This is a genomic window from Pseudomonas shirazica, from assembly GCF_015168335.1.
Classification (GTDB): Bacteria; Pseudomonadota; Gammaproteobacteria; order Pseudomonadales; family Pseudomonadaceae; genus Aquipseudomonas; species Aquipseudomonas asiatica.
Map to the genome: position 1 here is coordinate 5,087,466 of NZ_CP063456.1, position 18,882 is coordinate 5,106,347.

The 18,882-nt window shown below is 63.9% G+C and carries 20 protein-coding genes; 5 read left to right on the plus strand and 15 right to left on the minus strand.

Going from position 1 to position 18,882, the window contains the following annotated elements:
* The 7 genes from IMX18_RS23505 to IMX18_RS23530 form a co-directional block, all read right to left on the minus strand.
* A complete protein-coding gene (locus IMX18_RS23505) occupies positions 1-471 on the minus strand; it encodes an Rsd/AlgQ family anti-sigma factor (RefSeq protein WP_015268545.1) in 471 nt (156 codons plus the stop codon).
* Positions 472-701: 230 nt separating this feature from the next.
* Complete coding sequence (locus IMX18_RS23510) at positions 702-1,208, minus strand: disulfide bond formation protein B (RefSeq protein WP_015268544.1); 507 nt, start codon at positions 1,206-1,208, stop codon at positions 702-704.
* 221 nt (positions 1,209-1,429) lie between these two features.
* Entirely contained in the window at positions 1,430-2,668 is a 1,239-nt protein-coding gene (locus IMX18_RS23515; RefSeq protein WP_015268543.1) for a heme biosynthesis protein HemY, read from the minus strand.
* A complete protein-coding gene (locus tag IMX18_RS28130; RefSeq protein ID WP_015268542.1) occupies positions 2,665-3,765 on the minus strand; it encodes a uroporphyrinogen-III C-methyltransferase in 1,101 nt (366 codons plus the stop codon). The genes IMX18_RS23515 and IMX18_RS28130 overlap by 4 nt, the downstream gene beginning before the upstream one ends.
* Positions 3,766-3,810: 45 nt before the next feature.
* Positions 3,811-4,578 (minus strand): uroporphyrinogen-III synthase, encoded by a 768-nt coding sequence (locus IMX18_RS28135; RefSeq protein WP_054573370.1) that lies wholly within the window; start codon positions 4,576-4,578, stop codon positions 3,811-3,813.
* Positions 4,575-5,516 (minus strand): hydroxymethylbilane synthase, encoded by a 942-nt coding sequence (gene hemC, locus IMX18_RS23525; protein WP_015268540.1) that lies wholly within the window; start codon positions 5,514-5,516, stop codon positions 4,575-4,577. The genes IMX18_RS28135 and hemC overlap by 4 nt, the downstream gene beginning before the upstream one ends.
* 192 nt (positions 5,517-5,708) lie before the next feature.
* On the minus strand, positions 5,709-6,452 hold the full coding sequence (locus IMX18_RS23530) for a LytR/AlgR family response regulator transcription factor (protein ID WP_015268539.1): 744 nt from the start codon (positions 6,450-6,452) through the stop codon (positions 5,709-5,711).
* Between the two features lie 298 nt (positions 6,453-6,750).
* Here IMX18_RS23530 and argH point away from each other — a divergent pair, with 298 nt between their 5' ends.
* The gene (gene argH / locus IMX18_RS23535; protein ID WP_015268538.1) at positions 6,751-8,145 is read left to right on the plus strand and encodes an argininosuccinate lyase; all 1,395 of its coding nucleotides are present in this window, start codon (positions 6,751-6,753) and stop codon (positions 8,143-8,145) included.
* A 132-nt stretch (positions 8,146-8,277) separates the two neighbouring features.
* Here argH and IMX18_RS23540 read toward each other — a convergent pair whose 3' ends face one another.
* The gene (locus tag IMX18_RS23540; RefSeq protein WP_015268537.1) at positions 8,278-8,940 is read right to left on the minus strand and encodes a glutathione S-transferase; all 663 of its coding nucleotides are present in this window, start codon (positions 8,938-8,940) and stop codon (positions 8,278-8,280) included.
* 147 nt (positions 8,941-9,087) lie between these two features.
* Here IMX18_RS23540 and IMX18_RS23545 point away from each other — a divergent pair, with 147 nt between their 5' ends.
* Both IMX18_RS23545 and IMX18_RS23550 read left to right on the plus strand, forming a co-directional pair.
* Positions 9,088-9,387, plus strand: coding sequence for a hypothetical protein (locus IMX18_RS23545; protein WP_217190266.1), 300 nt, complete (start codon positions 9,088-9,090; stop codon positions 9,385-9,387).
* A 70-nt stretch (positions 9,388-9,457) separates the two neighbouring features.
* A complete protein-coding gene (locus tag IMX18_RS23550) occupies positions 9,458-9,703 on the plus strand; it encodes a TIGR02647 family protein (protein WP_015268535.1) in 246 nt (81 codons plus the stop codon).
* Between the two features lie 133 nt (positions 9,704-9,836).
* Here the strand turns inward: IMX18_RS23550 and IMX18_RS23555 are convergent, their stop codons facing one another.
* Positions 9,837-11,780, minus strand: coding sequence for an FTR1 family protein (locus IMX18_RS23555; protein WP_054573369.1), 1,944 nt, complete (start codon positions 11,778-11,780; stop codon positions 9,837-9,839).
* A gap of 319 nt (positions 11,781-12,099) precedes the next feature.
* Between IMX18_RS23555 and IMX18_RS23560 the strand changes: the two genes are divergently transcribed.
* The gene (locus IMX18_RS23560) at positions 12,100-12,555 is read left to right on the plus strand and encodes an REP-associated tyrosine transposase (protein WP_015268533.1); all 456 of its coding nucleotides are present in this window, start codon (positions 12,100-12,102) and stop codon (positions 12,553-12,555) included.
* A gap of 204 nt (positions 12,556-12,759) precedes the next feature.
* Here IMX18_RS23560 and IMX18_RS23565 read toward each other — a convergent pair whose 3' ends face one another.
* Positions 12,760-13,011, minus strand: a complete 252-nt coding sequence (locus IMX18_RS23565; RefSeq protein ID WP_015268532.1) for a DUF3077 domain-containing protein — start codon at positions 13,009-13,011, stop codon at positions 12,760-12,762.
* A gap of 29 nt (positions 13,012-13,040) precedes the next feature.
* On the opposite strand from IMX18_RS23565, the gene IMX18_RS23570 reads away from it, so the two are divergent.
* Positions 13,041-13,217 carry a hypothetical protein gene (locus IMX18_RS23570; RefSeq protein ID WP_217190268.1) on the plus strand — a complete coding sequence of 59 codons (177 nt, stop codon included), beginning with the start codon at positions 13,041-13,043 and terminating at the stop codon, positions 13,215-13,217.
* Between the two features lie 546 nt (positions 13,218-13,763).
* Here IMX18_RS23570 and IMX18_RS23575 read toward each other — a convergent pair.
* From IMX18_RS23575 to IMX18_RS23595, 5 genes are read right to left on the minus strand one after another with little or no spacing between them, the layout of a single operon-like run.
* Positions 13,764-15,182: an efflux transporter outer membrane subunit gene (locus IMX18_RS23575; protein WP_015268531.1), complete on the minus strand. Its 1,419-nt coding sequence runs from the start codon at positions 15,180-15,182 to the stop codon at positions 13,764-13,766.
* Complete coding sequence (locus tag IMX18_RS23580) at positions 15,179-16,054, minus strand: efflux RND transporter periplasmic adaptor subunit (RefSeq protein ID WP_010951565.1); 876 nt, start codon at positions 16,052-16,054, stop codon at positions 15,179-15,181. The genes IMX18_RS23575 and IMX18_RS23580 overlap by 4 nt, the downstream gene beginning before the upstream one ends.
* Entirely contained in the window at positions 16,051-16,263 is a 213-nt protein-coding gene (locus IMX18_RS23585) for a DUF1656 domain-containing protein (RefSeq protein ID WP_003255905.1), read from the minus strand. Before IMX18_RS23585 ends, IMX18_RS23580 begins: the two co-directional genes overlap by 4 nt.
* Positions 16,260-18,347 carry an FUSC family protein gene (locus IMX18_RS23590; protein ID WP_015268530.1) on the minus strand — a complete coding sequence of 696 codons (2,088 nt, stop codon included), beginning with the start codon at positions 18,345-18,347 and terminating at the stop codon, positions 16,260-16,262. Before IMX18_RS23590 ends, IMX18_RS23585 begins: the two co-directional genes overlap by 4 nt.
* Positions 18,344-18,796: a MarR family winged helix-turn-helix transcriptional regulator gene (locus tag IMX18_RS23595; protein WP_100413105.1), complete on the minus strand. Its 453-nt coding sequence runs from the start codon at positions 18,794-18,796 to the stop codon at positions 18,344-18,346. Before IMX18_RS23595 ends, IMX18_RS23590 begins: the two co-directional genes overlap by 4 nt.
* Between the last annotated feature and the right edge of the window lie 86 nt (positions 18,797-18,882).

An 18,882-nucleotide genomic window follows, 5' to 3' on the forward strand; every position in this document is an offset into this window, starting at 1 on the left:
TCACGCCGGTAATGCGCCTTCTTCCTTGTGCGCGTTGTGCAACACTTCGATCAGGCAGTCTTCCAGTTCGAAGCGCTCGTGCAGCAGGCCACCCAGCTTGCCCAGCTTTTCGGCAAAGCGCTCGGTGTTTTTGCACTCACCCTTGGCGCAATGGTCATTGAAGGCCAATGCGACCTGAGTACTGTCGTTGATCCGTGGGTTGATCTCTTCGGCCAGCTTCAGCGCCTTCTCGTCGCCGAAGGCCTTGGCCTCACTGACCAACTGCTCGCAGACTTCGAAATGCCACGCCGAAACGTAGTCAACGAGGAGCGCGCAAAAGTCCCCGTTCGTGTCCTTGTCGGCGAAGGCCGGCTTGGCATCGCGCAGCGCGCGGAAAGCCTGCACCAGTTCCTGGCGCTCCTCCAGCCAGCGGTCGATCAGTTTGTGAACCCCACCCCAGCGTTCCTGAGCGTTCTGACAACTATCGAGCATGGCGATCTCTTCCCTTCTGGGTAGATGCCGCTGCACCTCGCACCACGACCGTGCAGCACAAAGGTGACATCAGCAGGCGGCATCGAGCAGTTGTGTTTTCGGTATGCGTGCAGGGAGATTATTCCCGCGCGTGCTGCCCTTCAAGGTACGCAGCGGACAAAGTTCATACAAGTGTTTAATACCCAGTTACACGGCCATTGGTCGTGCCAATGGTGCAACCTTGCGCCAAGTCATGTTCTCGCCAGGGTGCGGAAACGATACGCCAGCAGACAACTCAAGGGCAGCATTGCCAGCAGCAGGAACGCCAACAGGCTCCACTCGGGCAGGGTCAGGTCGAGGAAGCTCCAGGTCAGCGAGTTGCAATCCGGGCCGCCGAACAACAATTGCCGGGCTGCCTCGCCCCAGGATTGCTCGATCAGCCGCCCGAGCGGCACCGGGCAGACAGCGATGGCCCCGTCATCCCCCTGCAACCACACATGTCGCGCTGCCAGCAACGCCCCGGCCAGCGAACAGCCCAGCGTCGCCCGCGCATAACAACGAATGCCCGCCGTACCCGGTGCCTGCAGCACTGCCGCCAGGCACAGCATTGCGTACACTCCAAGCAGCAACCGCTGGCTGAAACACAACGGGCAGGGCACCAGCCCGAGGACGCTTTCCAGGTGGAAGGACGCAGCCAGTACCGCCAGTGCAGCAAGGCAGGCAGGTAGGAAAAAGGTGCGCAAACGGGCCGGCAGCATGGGCGGTGAAGGTCCCGGGATAATGAAGAGGCTTGAAACGGTAGAGGAAAGAAGCGCTTTGTTTCAAGGCGCGACAGTAAGGACAAGTCGCTGAATCGCTAAGGAAATTTCCAACCATGCGGTAGGAAACGTCTGAAGAAATGGACTGCAGATCTAACTTACACAGAGAGAAAAGTTACCCGCCCCCGAAGCCCGCACCTTTGCGCGGGCCCTGGGGTAGGTCAGGCGCGTACGCCTTCGGGCAAAGGCAGGGCCAGCAGGCGCTCGTCCAGCAGGCCGAGGCCCTCTTGGAACAGCTGGTTGCTGCGCTCGGTCTCGCCAAGGCCGGCGAGCAGGCGCGCCAGCTCGGCACAGGCCTCGGGGTTGCGTTCCATGCGCAGGCTGCTTTCCAGATAGTCCCGTGCCTTGCCCCACAAGCGGTTCTGCAGGCTCAGACGGCCCAGGGTTAGCAGCAGGCTGGCATCTTGCGGGTGGGCCTTGAGCCAACCTTCGGCTGTTTGCAGCTGGCGCGCCGGGTCATCGCCGCGCACCAGGCCGTACAGGCGTGCCAGATGGCTTTCGTATTCACGCTTGAGAGCGGTGCGAAGCACTTGTTCCGCTTCGCTCTGGGCGCCCACCTGACGCAATTGCTCGGCATAGGCCAGCACCAGTTGTGGCTCCTGGCGCTGGGCAGCAGTCAGTTGCTGCCAGGCGCGCTCCAGAGCCTGACGGGCGCTTTGCGCATCCTCGCCACGGGTGGTGGCCAGGCTCAGGTTCTGGCCCCAGGCACGTTGCTCCAGGGCAGCCAGCTCGGCGGCCGGCAGCACCTTGCCCTTGCGCAGGTCAGGCAGCAGGCGGATCAGGGCAGACCAGTCGCCGCGTTCCAGGTGCAGGCGCTGCAGTAGGCGCAGCACCTGGCCGTTGTGCGGGTGGCGCTCCTGCATCGCCAGCAGGGTTTCCAGCGCGCCGTCGCTTTCGCCACGGTCCATCTGCAATTGCGCATGGGTCAGGGCAATAGCCAGCTCCGCTTGCGGCTGGCGCTCCAGAGCACGTTCCAGCAGGTTGTCGCTGTCTTCGGTTCGGCCTTGCTCGTTGGCGGCACGCGCGGCACCAAGGTAATACAGCAACGGCTGGCGCTCGGCCTCGGCGGCACGGTGCAGATGGCGCTGGGCACTGGCCCAACGGCCCTCGGCGAGGTCCAGCTGGCCCTGCTCGATGGCCAGACGAACACGCCGGCTGCGATTACGCCGCGACCACGGGTTGACCACGCCACTGGAAGTCAGCACCAGGCCGACCAGGTAGCGCACCAGCCACAGCAACAGCACCACAACCAGCAAGCCGGCCAAGGCCGCCCACAGCCCCGACTGGTAGCGGAAGCTGCCATAGGAGATCAGCACGTAGCCGCTGTGCTTGGCGACCGCGATACCTAGCGCCGCGGCGACCACGATCGCCAGCACGGCCAGCAGGTAGACACGCTTCATGGCTTGCCCCCTTCAGCATCGGCCGGCAGGTGGCGGCGCTGGATATAGGCCTGCACTGCGGCCAGACTTTCGCTGAGGTCAGGGGTAACCACCGACACCGGCTGTTCGGCCAAGGCATTGAGGCTGTCAAGCATGGCCTTGCTTTGCGGGTTGTCGGCGTTGAAGTTGGCCAGCAGCACGCTGCGGGCGTCGTCCAGCGCCTGGGTGTAGACCTTGCTATCGCCATTGAGCGCTGCCCACTGGGCCTGCTCGATGGTCAGGCTCAGGGCCAGACGCAGCTGGTTCAGTTGCTGCCCGGCCAGCAGCGGACGCACGTTGTCATCGGCGTTGAAGTCGATCTGGAAGTACTTGGAGATTTCGGCCCACCATTGGGACAGGCGACTGGCGCCATCACCATCGGCGGTGAGCGCGCCCAGGGCATCGGCATTGGTGTCGAACTCTGGCGACTGGGCGCTGAGTTGCTGCACCAGCTCGCGCTGAGCGGCGAGTTTCAGGAACAGGCCGGTACGGTCCGGTTGCTGAGTGCTGTTGAGCGTGGCCAGGCTGCGCGCCAATTGCTCACGGGCGGCGAAGGCACCCGGATCGCTCTGCTCGCGCAGGATCTCGTCCGCCCCCTCGACCAAGGCCTTGGCACTGGTGATGTCCTGCAGCGCCGACAGGCGCAGGGTGGCCAGGCGCAGCAGGTGCTCGGCCTCGGCCAGGCGCCATTCCTTGCGGCTTTCGCCCAGTATGGTTTCCAGGCGCTGGCTGAGACGTTGCTGGTCACCCTGCAACTGTGCCACCAGGCGGCGGCGGTCTTCCAGCTCGCTGGCTGCCGGCAGGCTGGCCAGTTGCGCGCTGATCTGCTGCTCACGCTGCTGCAGGGCCTCGGCGCGCTGGTTCAGCGCCTCGATGTGCTGGCCCTGGTTGAATTCGCTGCCTTGCAGTTGACGCACCTGCCAGACACCCCAGCCACCTACCGCCACCCCGGCCGCGCCCAACAGCAGGGCCAGCGTTGCCAGGCCACTGCCGGAGCGCTTGGCAGGTGGGGTGGTGACGGGTTCCGCCGGCGCCTGTGCCGACGGCTGATCGTTATTGGACAAGACAGTCTCGCTCACGTATCCATCCTTTGCATGGGGGCGCATCGCGTTCAGCTTAGCGCCTTAAGAGGCAGGTGCAGCGCTGCGCTGCACGGCTGCCAGCAAGGCCGTGGCACTGGCGCCACGGCAATCCACAACCTGTTGGGCCCCGGCGGCCCTGGCCTGATCGGCAACCCGAGGGCTGGGCACGAACAGCGGCAGACGCGCCAGCTGCGGCCAATCGGCGCCGGCCATCTGCTGCAAGTGTTCAAAACCCTGCCCACTGCTGACCACCAGGCCATTGAGGCGTTCCGCTTCGATGCGGCGCATCAGGGTGCCCGCCGGGTAAGCCGGCAGGCAGCGACGATACAGTTCCAGATAATCGACACTAGCACCTTGCTCTGCAAGACGCTCTGCCAGCAGTTCGCGACCTCCCACACCACGAACGATCAAGATCCGCGGTGCCGGCACGGCAACTGCCTGGCGCAGGGCTGGCAGCGCCAGCAACGCTTCGCTGTCATCGCCGCGTGGCGGGACGCTCACCGCCAGGCCTGCACCCTGAAGCACGGCGGCGGTCGCCTCGCCCACGGTGAACCAACCTTGCATGGGTGGCCGCAGGCCGGCCTCGGCCAATTGCTCAAGCAACAAACGGGCTGCCGGCTTGCTGACCACGATGATCGCCTGGAAGGCGTGCAGGCCTTCCAGCAACAGGCGTTGCTGGTTGTCCACAGCGACGGGCTCGATTGCCAGCAGCGGCAGGCAGCTGCTGGCTACCCCCGCCGCTGCCAGGCTTTGCGCCAGTGCCGCACAGTCCTCGGCAGGCCGGGTCAGCAACAGGCGCCACGAACTCACGGGTGGCCGGCCTCGCCGTAGACTTCCTTGAGGATGGCCTCGGCGCCCTGCCCCAGCAGGTCCTCGGCCACCTGCACGCCCAGGCTTTCGGCGGCAGTACGTGGTGCGCGGGCATCGGCCACCAACAGGGTACCGCCGCTGGGCTGGCCTACCAGGCCACGCAGCCACAGCTGGTCACCTTCAAGCACCGCATAGCAGGCAATCGGTACCTGGCAGCCACCATTCAGGCGCTTGTTCAGGGCACGCTCGGCCACCACCCGGTCGGCAGTATCGGCATGGTGCAGCGGTGCCAGCAGTGCATGGATTTCGTGGTCGGCACTGCGACATTCGATACCCACCGCACCCTGGCCGCCTGCCGGCAGGCTGTCATCGACGCTGATGGCGGAAGTGATGCGGTCCTCGAAACCCAGGCGAATCAAGCCGGCAGCGGCAAGGATGATAGCGTCGTACTCACCGGCATCTAGCTTGGCCAGGCGGGTGTTGACGTTGCCACGCAGGAAGCGGATTTCCAGGTCCGGGCGACGCGCCAGCAACTGGGCCTGGCGACGCAGGCTGGAGGTACCGACAATGCTGCCGGCAGGCAGCGCATCGAGGCTGTCAAAGGTATTGGAAACGAAGGCATCGCGCGGGTCTTCGCGCTCGCAGATGCAGTACAGGCCCAGGCCTTCGGGGAAGTCCATGGGCACGTCCTTCATCGAATGCACGGCGATGTCGGCTTCGTTGTCCAGCAGGGCGGTTTCCAGTTCCTTGACGAACAGCCCCTTGCCACCGATCTTTGCCAGCGGCGCGTCGAGCAGCTTGTCGCCACGGCTGACCATGGGCACCAGGGTCACCAGCAGACCGGGGTGGGCCTGCTCGAGGCGGGCTTTGACGTATTCGGCCTGCCACAGGGCCAAGGCACTTTTACGGGTGGCAATGCGGATTTCGCGAGTGGACATGGAACGCCCCGATCCAGAGAAATGCTGTCGATGATAACAGCATCGCCGGTATCGCTAGCAGATGTGGATCAGGATCCTGTGCTTACCTGTACCGCCCAATCGCCGGCAAGCCAGCTCCCTCAGCCGTGCAAGGCTCAAGGCTGACACTATACCTGTGGGAGCTGGCTTGCCGGCGATTGGGCCGGTACAGGCTCAGAGGGTTTGCATCATCTTGCGCACACCGGCCACATGGCGCCGGCTGACGGTCAGGGCGTCACCGTCCAGGCCTTTCAGGTATAGCTGGAAATGCCCCAGCGGCGTGCGCTGCAGGCGTTCGATACGCTCACGGGCGACCAGGGCATTGCGGTGGATACGCACGAAGCGTTCGCCAAACTCGTCTTCCAGGGCCTTGAGCGGCTCGTCGAGCAACACTTCCCCGGCCTCGTGGCGCAAGGTCACGTACTTGTGGTCGGCAATGAAATAGATGACCTGGGGCAAAGGGATCAGCTCGATGCCTTTGCGCGTGCGGGCACTGATGTGGCTACGCGGGCCGCCGCCTTCGTTGGCCGGCCTGGTGAGCGCCGCCAACTGGGCGCGGTTGGGCTTTTCGGCCTTGCGCAGGGCATCGCGCAAGGCCTGGGCCTGGAAAGGTTTGGTCACATGGCTGAGGGTACTGTCCTTGAAAGCCTCGGCACCGTATTCATCGTCCCCGGTGCAAAACACCACCGCCGGAGGCGCCTCGCGCTCGCACAAGCGAGCAGCAACCTGCAGGCCATCCAGGCCTGGCATGCCGATGTCCAGCAGGACCACATCGGGCTTAAGGCTTTCGATCAGCGCCAAGGCCTCCTCGCCGTTGGTGGCGCTAGGCTCCAGCACGGTGTAACCCTCCAGTTCGCCGAGCAGCCGGCTAAGGCGCTCACGGCCTTGGGGTTCGTCATCAACGATCAGGACATTCATAATTGCGCTGGATTCCTGAATGAGTCTCGCACAGGTATAGCGTAGACAGGTATGGTTCGAGCGACACTAAGGTCACGCTCTAGACCGGTGCGAAGGCCAAAGATTCACTCGGCCGGCAGATTCACTGCCAGTCCTCCTGTCCAACTGTAGACGGTCCGTGGAACACTGCCGTTCATTCCTGCAAATCCTTCTCTATCGTTTTCCGCGCAATTCTGTCGACCAGCGCCCTGCGGCGGCCGGCCCAAACCCTGCTATCATCGGCGCCACTTTTTCGTTCACGCCTGCAATGAGTGAATCCATGAGCACCGACAAGACCAATCAGTCCTGGGGCGGCCGCTTCAGTGAACCCGTCGACGCCTTCGTCGCCCGTTTCACCGCCTCGGTCGATTTCGACAAGCGCCTGTACCGCCACGACATCATGGGTTCGATCGCCCATGCCACCATGCTGGCGCAGGTCGGCGTGCTCAGCGATGCCGAGCGCGACACCATCATCGATGGCCTGAAGACCATCCAGGGTGAGATCGAAGCCGGCACCTTCGACTGGCGCGTCGATCTCGAAGACGTGCACATGAACATCGAGGCACGCCTGACCGACCGTATCGGCATCACCGGCAAGAAGCTGCACACCGGCCGTAGCCGCAACGACCAGGTGGCCACCGACATTCGCCTGTGGCTGCGCGACGAAATCGACCTGATCCTGGCCGAGATTACTCGCCTGCAGCAGGGCCTGCTGGAGCAGGCCGAGCGTGAAGCCGAAACCATCATGCCCGGCTTCACCCACCTGCAGACGGCACAGCCGGTCACCTTCGGCCATCACCTGCTGGCCTGGTTCGAAATGCTCAGCCGCGACTACGAGCGCCTGGTCGACTGCCGCAAGCGTGCCAACCGCATGCCCCTGGGCAGCGCCGCGCTGGCAGGCACCACCTACCCGATCGACCGCGAGCTCACCTGCAAGCTGCTGGGCTTCGAAGCCGTGGCCGGCAACTCGCTGGACGGCGTGTCGGACCGCGACTTCGCCATCGAATTCTGCGCCGCCGCCAGTGTGGCGATGATGCACCTGTCGCGCTTCTCCGAAGAGCTGGTGCTATGGACCAGCGCGCAGTTCCAGTTCATCGACCTGCCAGACCGCTTCTGCACCGGCAGCTCGATCATGCCGCAGAAAAAGAACCCGGACGTGCCGGAACTGGTACGTGGCAAGAGCGGCCGTGTGTTCGGCGCCCTGACCGGCCTGCTGACCCTGATGAAAGGCCAGCCGCTGGCCTACAACAAGGACAACCAGGAAGACAAGGAACCGCTGTTCGACGCCGCCGACACCCTGCGCGACTCGCTGCGTGCCTTTGCCGACATGATTCCGGCCATCAAGCCCAAGCACGCCATCATGCGTGAAGCGGCCCTGCGCGGCTTCTCCACCGCTACCGACCTGGCCGACTACCTGGTACGCCGTGGCCTGCCGTTCCGTGACTGCCATGAGATCGTGGGTCACGCGGTGAAGTATGGCGTGGAAACCGGCAAGGACCTGGCCGAAATGAGCCTGGACGAACTGCGCCAGTTCAGCGACCAGATCGAGCAGGACGTGTTTGCCGTGCTGACCCTGGAAGGCTCGGTGAATGCCCGTAACCACATTGGTGGTACCGCACCGGCGCAGGTGCGTGCGGCCGTCGCCCGCGGCAAGGCGCTGCTGGCTTCGCGTTAAGGCCTCAAGGCGAGGGCTTTGCCCTCGAACGCCGGCAAGCCAGCTCCCACAGGTATGGCGTGACCCTCAAGGTAAGCGCTGTAACTGTGGGAGCTGGCTTGCCGGCGATGGGCTGCGAAGCAGCCCCAGCTTTTAGCGTTTACCGCTGCGAATCATCTCCATGAAGGCCGGCATCGCCGCCTCCTTGTCCGCCACGATCCGCGCCATGTGCGGGTTGTCGCCCATCAGCTGCAGCAACGCCTTGGCCTGCGGGAAGTCCGCCAGGAAGTCGATGTTCAGCACCTTCTTGCCCACCGCGTAGGCCAGGTCGACCGAGAAGCAGAACATCAGGTCTGCCAGGGTCAGTTGCTCACCCGCCACATAGGGGGCGAAGCGGCCGTTACGCTTGAGCGTGGCAAAACCGGCCAGCAGATCCGCGCGAGCTTTTTCCTTTATCAGTGGCTCGACCTGCATGCCAAAGAAAGACTCGGCATAGCAGGTACGCGCCGGCAGCTCGATGTAGAGCTCGATTTCCTTGAGCAGCTCACGCACCTTGGCCTGCCCGAACGGGTCGGCAGGCAGCAGCGCCTTGCCGCCCTGGGTCTGCTCGATATAGTCGAGAATCACACTGGTTTCGCTGAGGAAGCCGTGTTCGGTCTGCAGCACCGGCACCTTGCCTCGCGGGCTCACTTCCAGCGCCTGTGGCGCCTGGCCGCCATAGAAGATGACTTCTTCGAAGGGCAGGCCTTTTTCCAGCAGGGCCAGCTTGACCATGTTGTAGTAGTTGCTGACCGAGAATCCATGAAGCTTGAGCATGAGGTAACAGCCTCCAGGCCGTAAGGGGTTGGCCCGGCTTTTATAGACCGTACGACCGCCCCTGACCAGCGTCATGCACCCTGTCAATGCCCGGGCATTGCCGCCACGGGCGTGGCACACTGTGCATCCCATCACAGGAGTACCGCCATGAGCGAGCCCACCGAAATCGACAATGACGACGAAGCCTTCGCCGAGGCAACGCTGACCCAGGCTATCGAGAACCAGATAGAAAGCGGCGAGCCGCCTGCGGCCAAGGCCACCTTCAACAAGCTGACCCTGGTTGGCTATGAGCGTGAAGACATTCTCAACCTGATGGCCCATGTGCTGGCCTTCGAGATCGACAACATGCTGGTGGAAGACCGCGCGTTCAACAGCGAGTGGTATGAAAGCGCGCTGCGGGCGCTGCCAGAGTTACCACCTGAGATGGATCAAGGCGAGGACGAATAACCCGGCTACACTCGAAGATCAGGCACCGTAGAACGGTGCCGTCATCCTTGTCTGGAAGTCAGGAGTCGCCATGCCTTTTACCCCCGATCTGATTGCTGAACTGGAAGTACTTTCGCTGTTCAAGCACGACAGCAGCCAGGAAGGCATCAAGATTCACAAGAACGCTTCCCCTGCCCTGGTAGCCGCCGCGCAACGCCTGCATGAAAAGGGGCTGACCGATCAACCTGATGGCGGCTATCTGACCAGCCTGGGTCATGACGCTGTCGAAAGTGTCCAGTTGCTGCAGAACATTCTCAAGGCGCCACAGCCGGCCTGAACTGATAATGCCAGGGGCTGCCTTGCAGCCCATCGCCGGCAAGCCGGCTCCCACAGGTACAGCAAATGGCTTGAAGCCGATGCGGTCGGAGTGGGAGCTGGCTTGCCGGCGATGGACCGCAGCGCGGCCCTAATCAGTTGGCCGCTGCCCTGCGCCTTTCCGCCAGGCGCGAGCGCCCGTACAGGAACACGATGGCCAGCAAGGCCAGCGCCTGCGCCGAAAGCGAGTAGGCGTCAGCGTGAACCCCCAGCCAGTCGAACTCGAAGAACGCCACCGGCCGCGTGCCAAGTACCCCGGCCTCTTGCAGCGCCTTCACGCCATGCCCGGCGAACACCACCGACAAGGCACATAGCAGCGCGGCGTTGATACTGAAGAACAGCGACAGCGGCAGCTTGGCCGAGCCACGCAGGATTACCCAGGCCAACCCCACCAGCAGCACCAGCGCCGTGGCGCCACCCGCCAGCACCGCCTGGTGCCCGGCTGGGCCGGCCTGCAGCCACAGGGTTTCGTAGAACAGGATCACTTCGAACAGTTCGCGGTAAACCGAGAAGAACGCCAGCACGGCAAAACCGAAACGTCCGCCACCACTGACCAGGCTGCTCTTGATGTAATCCTGCCAGGCGGCAGCATGGCGGCGGTCGTGCATCCACACGCCAAGCCACAGCACCATCACCGCGGCGAAAAGCGCCGTGCAGCCTTCCAGCAGCTCGCGCTGGGCGCCACCAACGTCGATCACGTAGGCTGCCAGCGCCCAGGTTGCGAAACCGGCCACCAGCGCCAGGCCCCAGCCGATGTTGACGCTGCGCACCGCCGACTGCTGGCCGGTATTGCGCAGGAAGGCCAGGATCGCCGCCAGCACCAGAATCGCCTCCAGGCCTTCGCGCAGCAGGATCAGCAAGCCGGATACAAAGCTCAGCGACCAGCTCAGGCCATCGTTGCCCAGCAGTTTGGAAGCCTGCTCGAGCTTGGCCTTGGCTTCGCTCAGGCGTTGCTCGGCCTGGGCCACGGGCAAGCCGTCCTGCAGCGACTGACGGTAGGCCATCAGCGATTTTTCGGTGTCCTTGCGCGCCTGGGTGTCGATGTTGTCCAGCGAGCTTTCCACCAGCTCGAAGCCTTCCAGGTAGGCCGCTACTGACAGGTCATAGGCCTGGTCGTGATCACCTGCGCGGTAGGCCGCCAGGCTCTTGTCCAGAGTGCTGGCGGTGTATTCGAGCAATTGCGCCGGGCCACGTTTGACCTGCGGCGGCTGCGCGCGCTGGGCGCGGAACGCCTCCACGGCCGTGGCACCTTCGCTGGCGGCGACTTCGGCCGGGGTCTGGCGGGCCAGGTCGGCGATGTTCCAGGTCTTGTCGCCTTTGCCGGCTTCTGGTTTGGCGGTGAAGCTGGCGATGTAGGCAGCCACATCCCAACGCTGGCGGTCGTCCAGCTGGTCGGCAAACGAAGGCATCTCGGTGCCATCGATGCCCAGGGCCAGGGTGTTGTAGAGGTCGAACAGGCTCAACTGGTCGAGGCGCGAAACATCGCGCAGGTTGGCGGGTGCAGGCTCCAGGCCCACGCCGGCCGGGCCGTCGCCGGCGCCAGTTTCGCCGTGGCAGATCGAGCAGTTTTGCGCATACAGCGAAGCGCCACGGGCCGGGTCCGGGGTAATCACCGGAGCCTGGCTGACCTCGTAGGCCACCGCCAGGCGTGCACCCAGCTGGCGGGCCTGCCTGGCAACAGCCGGGCCGTCCTGGCGCTGGTCGATGGCCTGGCGCAGCGCCTGGACGCCCTGCTCGAGGGCTGCTTGTTCAGCATGCGCAGGCAGGCCTTTGACCAAGTCGGCCAATACCGCGCTGAACTCCTGCTGCTCGCGGTATTCACCATCGTCGATCACCTTGCCGTCTTGCACGGTGGGCGGGTAGTCGGCGCCAATGTAGTCCAGCAGGTGCAGGGCCTTGGAGGCCTCGGCGGGGGCTTCGGCCAGCGCCAGGGTACTGCACAGCGCCAGCACCGGGCCGAGCAAAATAACCGGCAGCCAGGCAAGCAGACGGGAACGGGTTTTCATGGCCAGTCTCGAAGGGAATGCGAAAGAGAACATTGTTCACTCCCACTTTGCTTCACTCAAGGGTGCTGGGCGGATTTCATGAAAAATCTTGCTACAAATCAGATGAAGAGGGGGAATGCGCTGAACCTGTGGGAGATTCTGTCTTGTGTTGCCGGTTCGGGCCTCATCGCTGGCAAGCCAGACTCCCACAGGTATTGCACATGGCTTGAGGGAGATGAGGTCGAGGTGGGAGCTGGCTTGCCGGCGATAAAGGTTGCGCCGATGTCACTGGAAACACCGGGTACCAATTGATTGGTTATTCGCAGATCCATAGCCACTAGCCTGAGGAGCAACCCATCAGGAGACAGGGAACATGGATCGTCCCCACTCAGACCAGTTACGGCTTGGCCGTTTTTCGGAAACCAGTCGATTGTATCTGCTTACCAGCACAACCCTCGACCGGGCCCCAATATTCAATGACTTTCACTCAGCCCGCTTTCTGGTTGCCGAGTTGCGCCAGGCTGAAGAGGAAGGTGCCGTCAGATCGCTGGCCTGGGTGGTGATGCCAGATCATTTTCATTGGCTGGTCGAGCTTGGACCGGGCAGCCTGAAGCGCTTGATGCGCAGGGTGAAATCTCGCAGCACCATGATGATCAACAGGTATCAAGGGCGAAGCGGCCAGCTCTGGCAGAAGGGATTTCATGACCGGGCCTTGCGCCGGGAGGAGGATGTGCAGGCGGTGGCGCGGTACATCGTCATGAATCCGAAGCGGGCAGGATTGGTCGCGAGGGTGGGGGATTATCCGCATTGGGATGCAATTTGGCTTTGATGGGGCTTTGCCTGTCAGGGCCCTATCGCCGGCAAGCCAGCTCCCACAGGGTACACATCAGGCCTGTGGCAGGCGCTGACCTGCCTGGGCCTCATCGCCGGCAAGCCACACAGGTCAGTCACAGGACTCGATAGCAGTGAACGTACAGGTGTGGGAGCTGGCTTGCCGGCGATGGGCCGCACAGCGGCCCCGGGGTCTTTAGGGTTATTGAAGAACCTTGTTCATCCCCCGCTCCATATCATCGATCAAGGCCTTGGCCATCTCGCTTAGTATCCGCACAGCGCTACCGGCAATGCGGTCGTTTTCCATTTCCGCTTCGGTGGTCAGGTGGCGAATACAGCCCAGCAGCACAGATAGCTGCGAGAAAGCATGGCTGAACGGCACATTTGGCTGCAGGCGGAACAAGTCGAAGGTTTCCACACCTGCGGTTGCAGAGTCTCTTGGATCATCGCTCATCGGGTCGCTCCTTGATCGTGGCGGGTTGCATGGGTGCGGTCGCACACGGCATTGATCAGGCGGCAGAGCAATCGAATATTCATGCCCATGGCATTGCGCATGTCGCCGGGAGGGTTGTCGAGCAGGACTGTGGTGGTGTGGTCGATGGTCAGGGTGATGGCGCTGATCAGCTCTTCGCAGTCTTTGGGGCTGAGTGGATCGATTAGTGAGAGTGCGGGAGGGTCGAGCAGAAGCAGATCGGTAATCTGGTGGATCGGGGACGAGCTTGTTCATAATTGCATTCCCTGTGAATAACTATGAACTGCAATCCTCTTCGTCTCACGGAATTGGGTGGTAGTCGTGCGAGGGGTGAGACCCGGGCTCACAGGAAAACCCGACCAGACGAAAGCCTGCCCGCGCACGACCACCATTAAGCGGTGCGTTCTGTGAGTCCGGGGGTCTCAATCCCGATCGCCTTGCGAGGCGACCCCGCGACAGTATTCCGGGAACACTTTCCAGCCAAAACAGCACCTTCCGACAGGTGCTGTAGGATAATTCGACAGGGCGTTCGAACTGAAGCAGTTGGTTTCTGGTTCGGAAATGTCTTACAGCTCTAGAACCTAGGCGAGGGCGTTGCCCTCGATCGCCGGCAAGCCAGCTCCCACAGGGTATGCACCAACTTCGAGGCATGTACAAGCCGGCTACCACAGGTGCACCACAGGCCTCAAAAGCGGTGGAGTACCTGTGGGAGCTGGCTTGCCGGCGATTTGGCCTCAAGGCTTGGCGGTGCCCTTCCAACCCCCACCCAACGCCAGGAACACACCGATCTGCCCCTGAGCCACTTGGCTATTGGCCGCTGCCAGCTGCGCGCGCATGTCGGTATAGGTACGCGTCGCCTGCAGGTCGGCCAGGAACGATTCACGCCCCGCCTGGTAATACCGGTGCGTCTGGTCCGCCGCTTCCTTGGCCGACTTCTCCGCCTCGGCCAGCGCGTCACGCCGGTCCAACAGGGCGCTGTACTGCGCCAGGCGGGTCTGGGTCTCGCGAATGGCGTTCAGCACTACCCCATCAAAATTCGCCAGGGCTGCCTGGGTCGAGGCTTCGGCCATGCGAATGCGGGCACGGGTGCCGTTGGTGGGGATGGTCCAGCTGATCTGCGGGCCAAAGCCCCAGCGGTTGGTCGCCGGCTCGCCAAGGTTCTCGAGGATACCAATGGTGCCAACCTGGGCGCCGATGCTGATGTCGGGGTACAGGGCGCCGGTAGCCACCCCAATGTAGGCAGTGGCAGCGGCCAGCTGCCGTTCGGCCTGGCGCACGTCTGGACGGCGCTTGAGCAGCGCCGCGCCATCGCCCACCGGCACCAGCTGGTTCAGGTGCGGCAGCTCGGCACAATCGGCAGTGCCGGCAGGCAGCTGATCGACCGGTTTGGCCAACAAGGCAGCCAGTGTGTACATGCCGGTCTCGCGCTCTGCCTTGAAGCGTGGCAGTTCGGCGCGCAAGGATTTGAACTGGGTCTGCGAGCGGGTGACCTGGGTTTCGTCGCCACGCCCGGCATCACGCAGGCGCTGGTTGAGCTTCACGCTCTGCTCCTGCAGGTCGAGCGACTCGCGGGCAATGTGGTATTCCTCGTTGGCCGAGCACACCTGGGTGTAGGCCTTGACCACATCCGCCACCAGGGTAATGCGGGCGGTATCGGCGGCGGCCTGCACTGCGTCGGCATTGGCCTTGGCCGCCTCGGTGCCACGCTTGAAAGTACCCCACAGGTCGAACTGGTACGAGGCACTGATGATGGCTTCGCCGATGTTGGCCACCGGCACTTTCTCTGGCAGCAGGAAGGCCTCGCCCGATTCCTGCAGGCGCTGGGCGCCAAGCTTGACGCCGCCGTTGAAGCCACCTTGCGACTCAGCCACTTCGACCTGGGCGCGCGCCTTGGCAATGTTGGCGGCAGCCACGCGCAGGTCGGTGTTGGCACTCAGGGCCTGGCGCACCAGCTCGTTCAGCCGTTGATCCTGATACAGCTGCCACCAGTCCTCAGGCACCGGTGCCGATACCACGCTGTCGGCATCCTGGCGCAGCGGGCCGTTGAGGTCGCTGCGTTGCACCGCCGCGTCCTTCGGCACCTCATAGTCGGGGCCGACCATCATGCAGGCCCCCAACGACAGGCACAGCCCCGCCAGGATCAGCTGTTTCATGGGCGCTGGCCCTCGATGATCGACACCGTGGCGGTTCGCCCGGCAATCATGCGGAAGTCTTGCGGCACTTCATCAAAGGCGATGCGCACCGGAATACGCTGAGCCAGGCGCACCCAGCTGAATGCCGGGTTGACGTTGGGCAACAGGTTGGCACCACTGCTGCGGTCACGGTCTTCGATGCCGGCGGCGAAGCTTTGCACATGGCCACGCAGGCGGGTGTTGTCGCCCATGACGCGAATGTCCACGGCATCGCCGATGTGGATACCGCCAAGCTTGGTTTCCTCGAAGTAGCCATCGACGTGGTACGAGGCGCTGTCGACCACCGACAGCACCGGGCGGCCGGCGGTGACGAATTCGTGATTACGCGGTGCTCGGTCGTTCAGGTAACCGTCCACCGGGCTGCGCACCACCGAGCGGTCGAGGTTGAGCTGGGCGGTATCGACGGCCACCTGCGCTTCGCTGACGGCGGAACGGGCACGGGCCTCGCGGGACTGGCTTTCTTCCAGCTGTTCGGCGGCCACCAGGTTGCCCAGCTTGCGGTTGCGCTGCGCTTCGCGGGAGGCCTGGGCCAGGGTTTCCTGGCGCTCACCCAGGGTCGCCTTGGCCTGGCGCAGGGCCAGGGTGAAGCGGTCCTGGTCGATGGTAAACAGCACATCGCCGCGCTTGACGGTCTGGTTGTCACGCACCTCGACCTTCTGGATCAGCCCGGACACGTCCGGGGCAATCTGGATCACGTCGGCGCGGATGTGGCCGTCGCGGGTCCAGGGGGCGAACATGTAGTACACCACCATCTGCCACACGAGCACGGCGGCGAAGGTCACTACCAGCAAGGTCAGGACCACACGGCCCAGGGTCAGCAAAGGTTTTTTCATGGCAGCATCAGGTTTCGGCAAAAGTGGTCCACCGCACCAAGCAGCACGGCATAAAGAGCAACGTTGAACAACGCCCGGTGCCAGACCAGGCGGTAGAAATGCAGGCGCACCAGCACCGCGTGCACCCCGAGGAACAGCAGGTAGGTGCCAAACATCATCACCAGCAGCGTGGGCAGGAATACCCCGCTGATATCCAGTTCACCAATCACAGGGGCGCTCCGTCGAGGCCGGGGGGCAGTTGCGGTTGTTCGGCTGGCTCGAGCATCACCTCCACGCCCGGCAGCAGCGCCAGGCGCAGGCCGCTCAGCGCGTGCAGCAGGTGGGTACGGGCATCGCCGCGCTCGTACAGCTCATCCAGGTTCAGCGCCAGGCGCGCGCGCTCCATGTTGCGCAGCAGCGCGGCCGGGGCGTGCAGGCGCTCGCCGGCGCGCAGGCAGGCGGCGTAGTGTGCGCCGACTTCCTCGACCACTGTGTTCAGGCGCTCACGAGCCTGCTGCCCGGCACGCGGCATATAGGCCAGCAGGTCGAGCAGGTTCAACCCCACGCGCAGGTCGCGCAGTGCCACGCCGCTGTCCTGCCCGGTTTGCGACAAGCGCGGCAGGTGCTGCATCAGGCGGTCGAGCATCTGCACACCGACCTGGCGGTGCTCGGCCAGGGTAGCCGGCTCGGTCATTTCGACGATGTCGCGCCAGGCGAAGCGGGTCATGCGCTTGGCTGCCAGCTCCACGCCGAACGGGCGCATCACCAAGGTCCAGATGAAGGCGAACAGCAGACCCACGGGGCCGGCCAGGTTGGAATTGAGGAAGGTGAAGAAGTCAGCATCGTAGGCACCCTGGATGCTGATGAAGGTCGAGGTGTTGACGATGGTCAGCAAGGTACCCAGGTAGAAGCGCGGCTGCACGGTCAGGGTGCCAACGCAGATGAATGGCACGGCGAAGGCCAGCACCAGCATCGGGAAGTCGTGCAGGTTGGGCAGCACCAGGAACAGGTACAGGCTGGAGAAGATGACCGACATCAGCGTCCAGAAGAAGAACCTGTAGATCTGCGGCGCCGGGTCGTCCATGGCGGCGAAGAAGCTGCACGACACGGCGGCGAGGATCACTGCGCTGGCGCCGTCGTTCCAACCCAGGCCAATCCACAAGCCGCAGGCTACAACGATCGCCAGCACGGTTGAGGCCACCGAATACAGCATCAGGCCACGGTCGAAGAACGCCGTCAGGCGGCCCAGGCGCCAGTGGCGGTACACCGCGCGCCAGGGTTTGGAATCGTCGCTGCGCAGGGCATGTTGCAGGCTGCAGCAGTCCTGCCACAGGTCGGCCCATTCGGTCAGGCGGTACAGAGCGTTGGACAGTAGCAGTTCGGCGCGCTGGTCGAGGGCAGCGGCGCCCGGCTGCAGGCGCTCGATCTGTTCGTGCAGGGCGGTCCAGCGGGCGACCGAGGCGCTGTCGACAGTGCCCTTGAGCCATTCGCGGGCGGCATCGAGCAACGGTTGCAACTGGGCGAACTGTGCCGGGGCGCGGCCTTCGAGGGCGACCAAGGCGTCGTCGAGGGCATCGATCACGGGCAGCAGGTGGATCATGCGCCCGCGCAACTCGCGGGCATTCTTCAGGGTGTGCGGACCGGCACCTTCATGGCCGAGCTGGCCGATCATCAGCTCCAGCGAGTTGAAGGTGGCGACCATCGCCCCGCGCATGCCGCCAACCTGGTCTGCGCTGGCCTGGCGGGCCAGGTAGGTGTCGCTGTAGCGGATCGCTTCGGTGAACCAGCTACCAGTGGCACCGACTACAACTGGCGCCAGCCGGCGTGGCCAGAAGATCGCTCCGACCACCGCCGCGCAGACGATCCCCAAGCAGATTTCCTGGGCGCGGGAAGACGCCACATCGAACACAGCAAGCGGGTTGTCGACCACCGCCAGGGCAATCATCGGCAAGGTGTAGCCGGCCAGCATCAGCACATAGTTGTTGGCGGTGCGCAGGTTCAGCGAAAGGAACAGCAAGGTGCCGGTCCACAGGGCGATGGCGATGCTCAGCAGCAACGGTGACTGCACCAGCGGTGGTACCAGGAAAATCGCCCCGCCAGCACCGAGCAGCGTGCCCACGGCACGGTACAGGGCCTTGGAGCTGGTGGGGCCAAGGAACGGGCTGGAGACGATGTACACCGTGGCCATGGCCCAATAGGGGCGCGGCAACTGCATGAGCAGGGCGATGTACAGGGCGATCATGGAGGCGGCAAAGGTACGCACGCCATAGAACCAGTCGCGGGCCGGGGGCACCGAGCTGAAGAAACCGCTCATGCTGTCCCGCCTGTGTTGCCCAGGCCGGCGGCTTCGAAGGCACGCAGCACGCGCAAGGCGGCTTCCAAATCGGCCTGGTCGATGCCATGCAGCACCTCGCGGCGCAGGCGCACCAGTTCGGCTTCGATGGACTCGGCCAACGTGCGGCCTGCGGCGGTCAGGCTCAGGGCCTTGGCGCGGCGGTCCAGCGGGTCCTCGCTGCGGCATACCAGGCCGGCCTTGCACAGTTGGTCGAGCAGGCGCACCAGCGACGGGCTTTCCAGGCCGGCGGCCTGGGCCACGGCCACCTGATGCACGCCGTCACCCAGGCGCACGATCATCAGCAACGGCACGGCACAAGCCTCGGAAATGCCGTAACCGGTCAGGGCGGTATGGCAGATACGCCGCCAATGGCGGGCGGCAACCACCATGCCGCTGCTGACTTGCAGGCGCAGGAGATCAAGGGACATGACAGGAACCAAGGATATTCATAGTTTGCTAACTATCAATATACGCCTTTGCCTCCCCCTTTCGTCAACCGGGGGTGACGGATAGC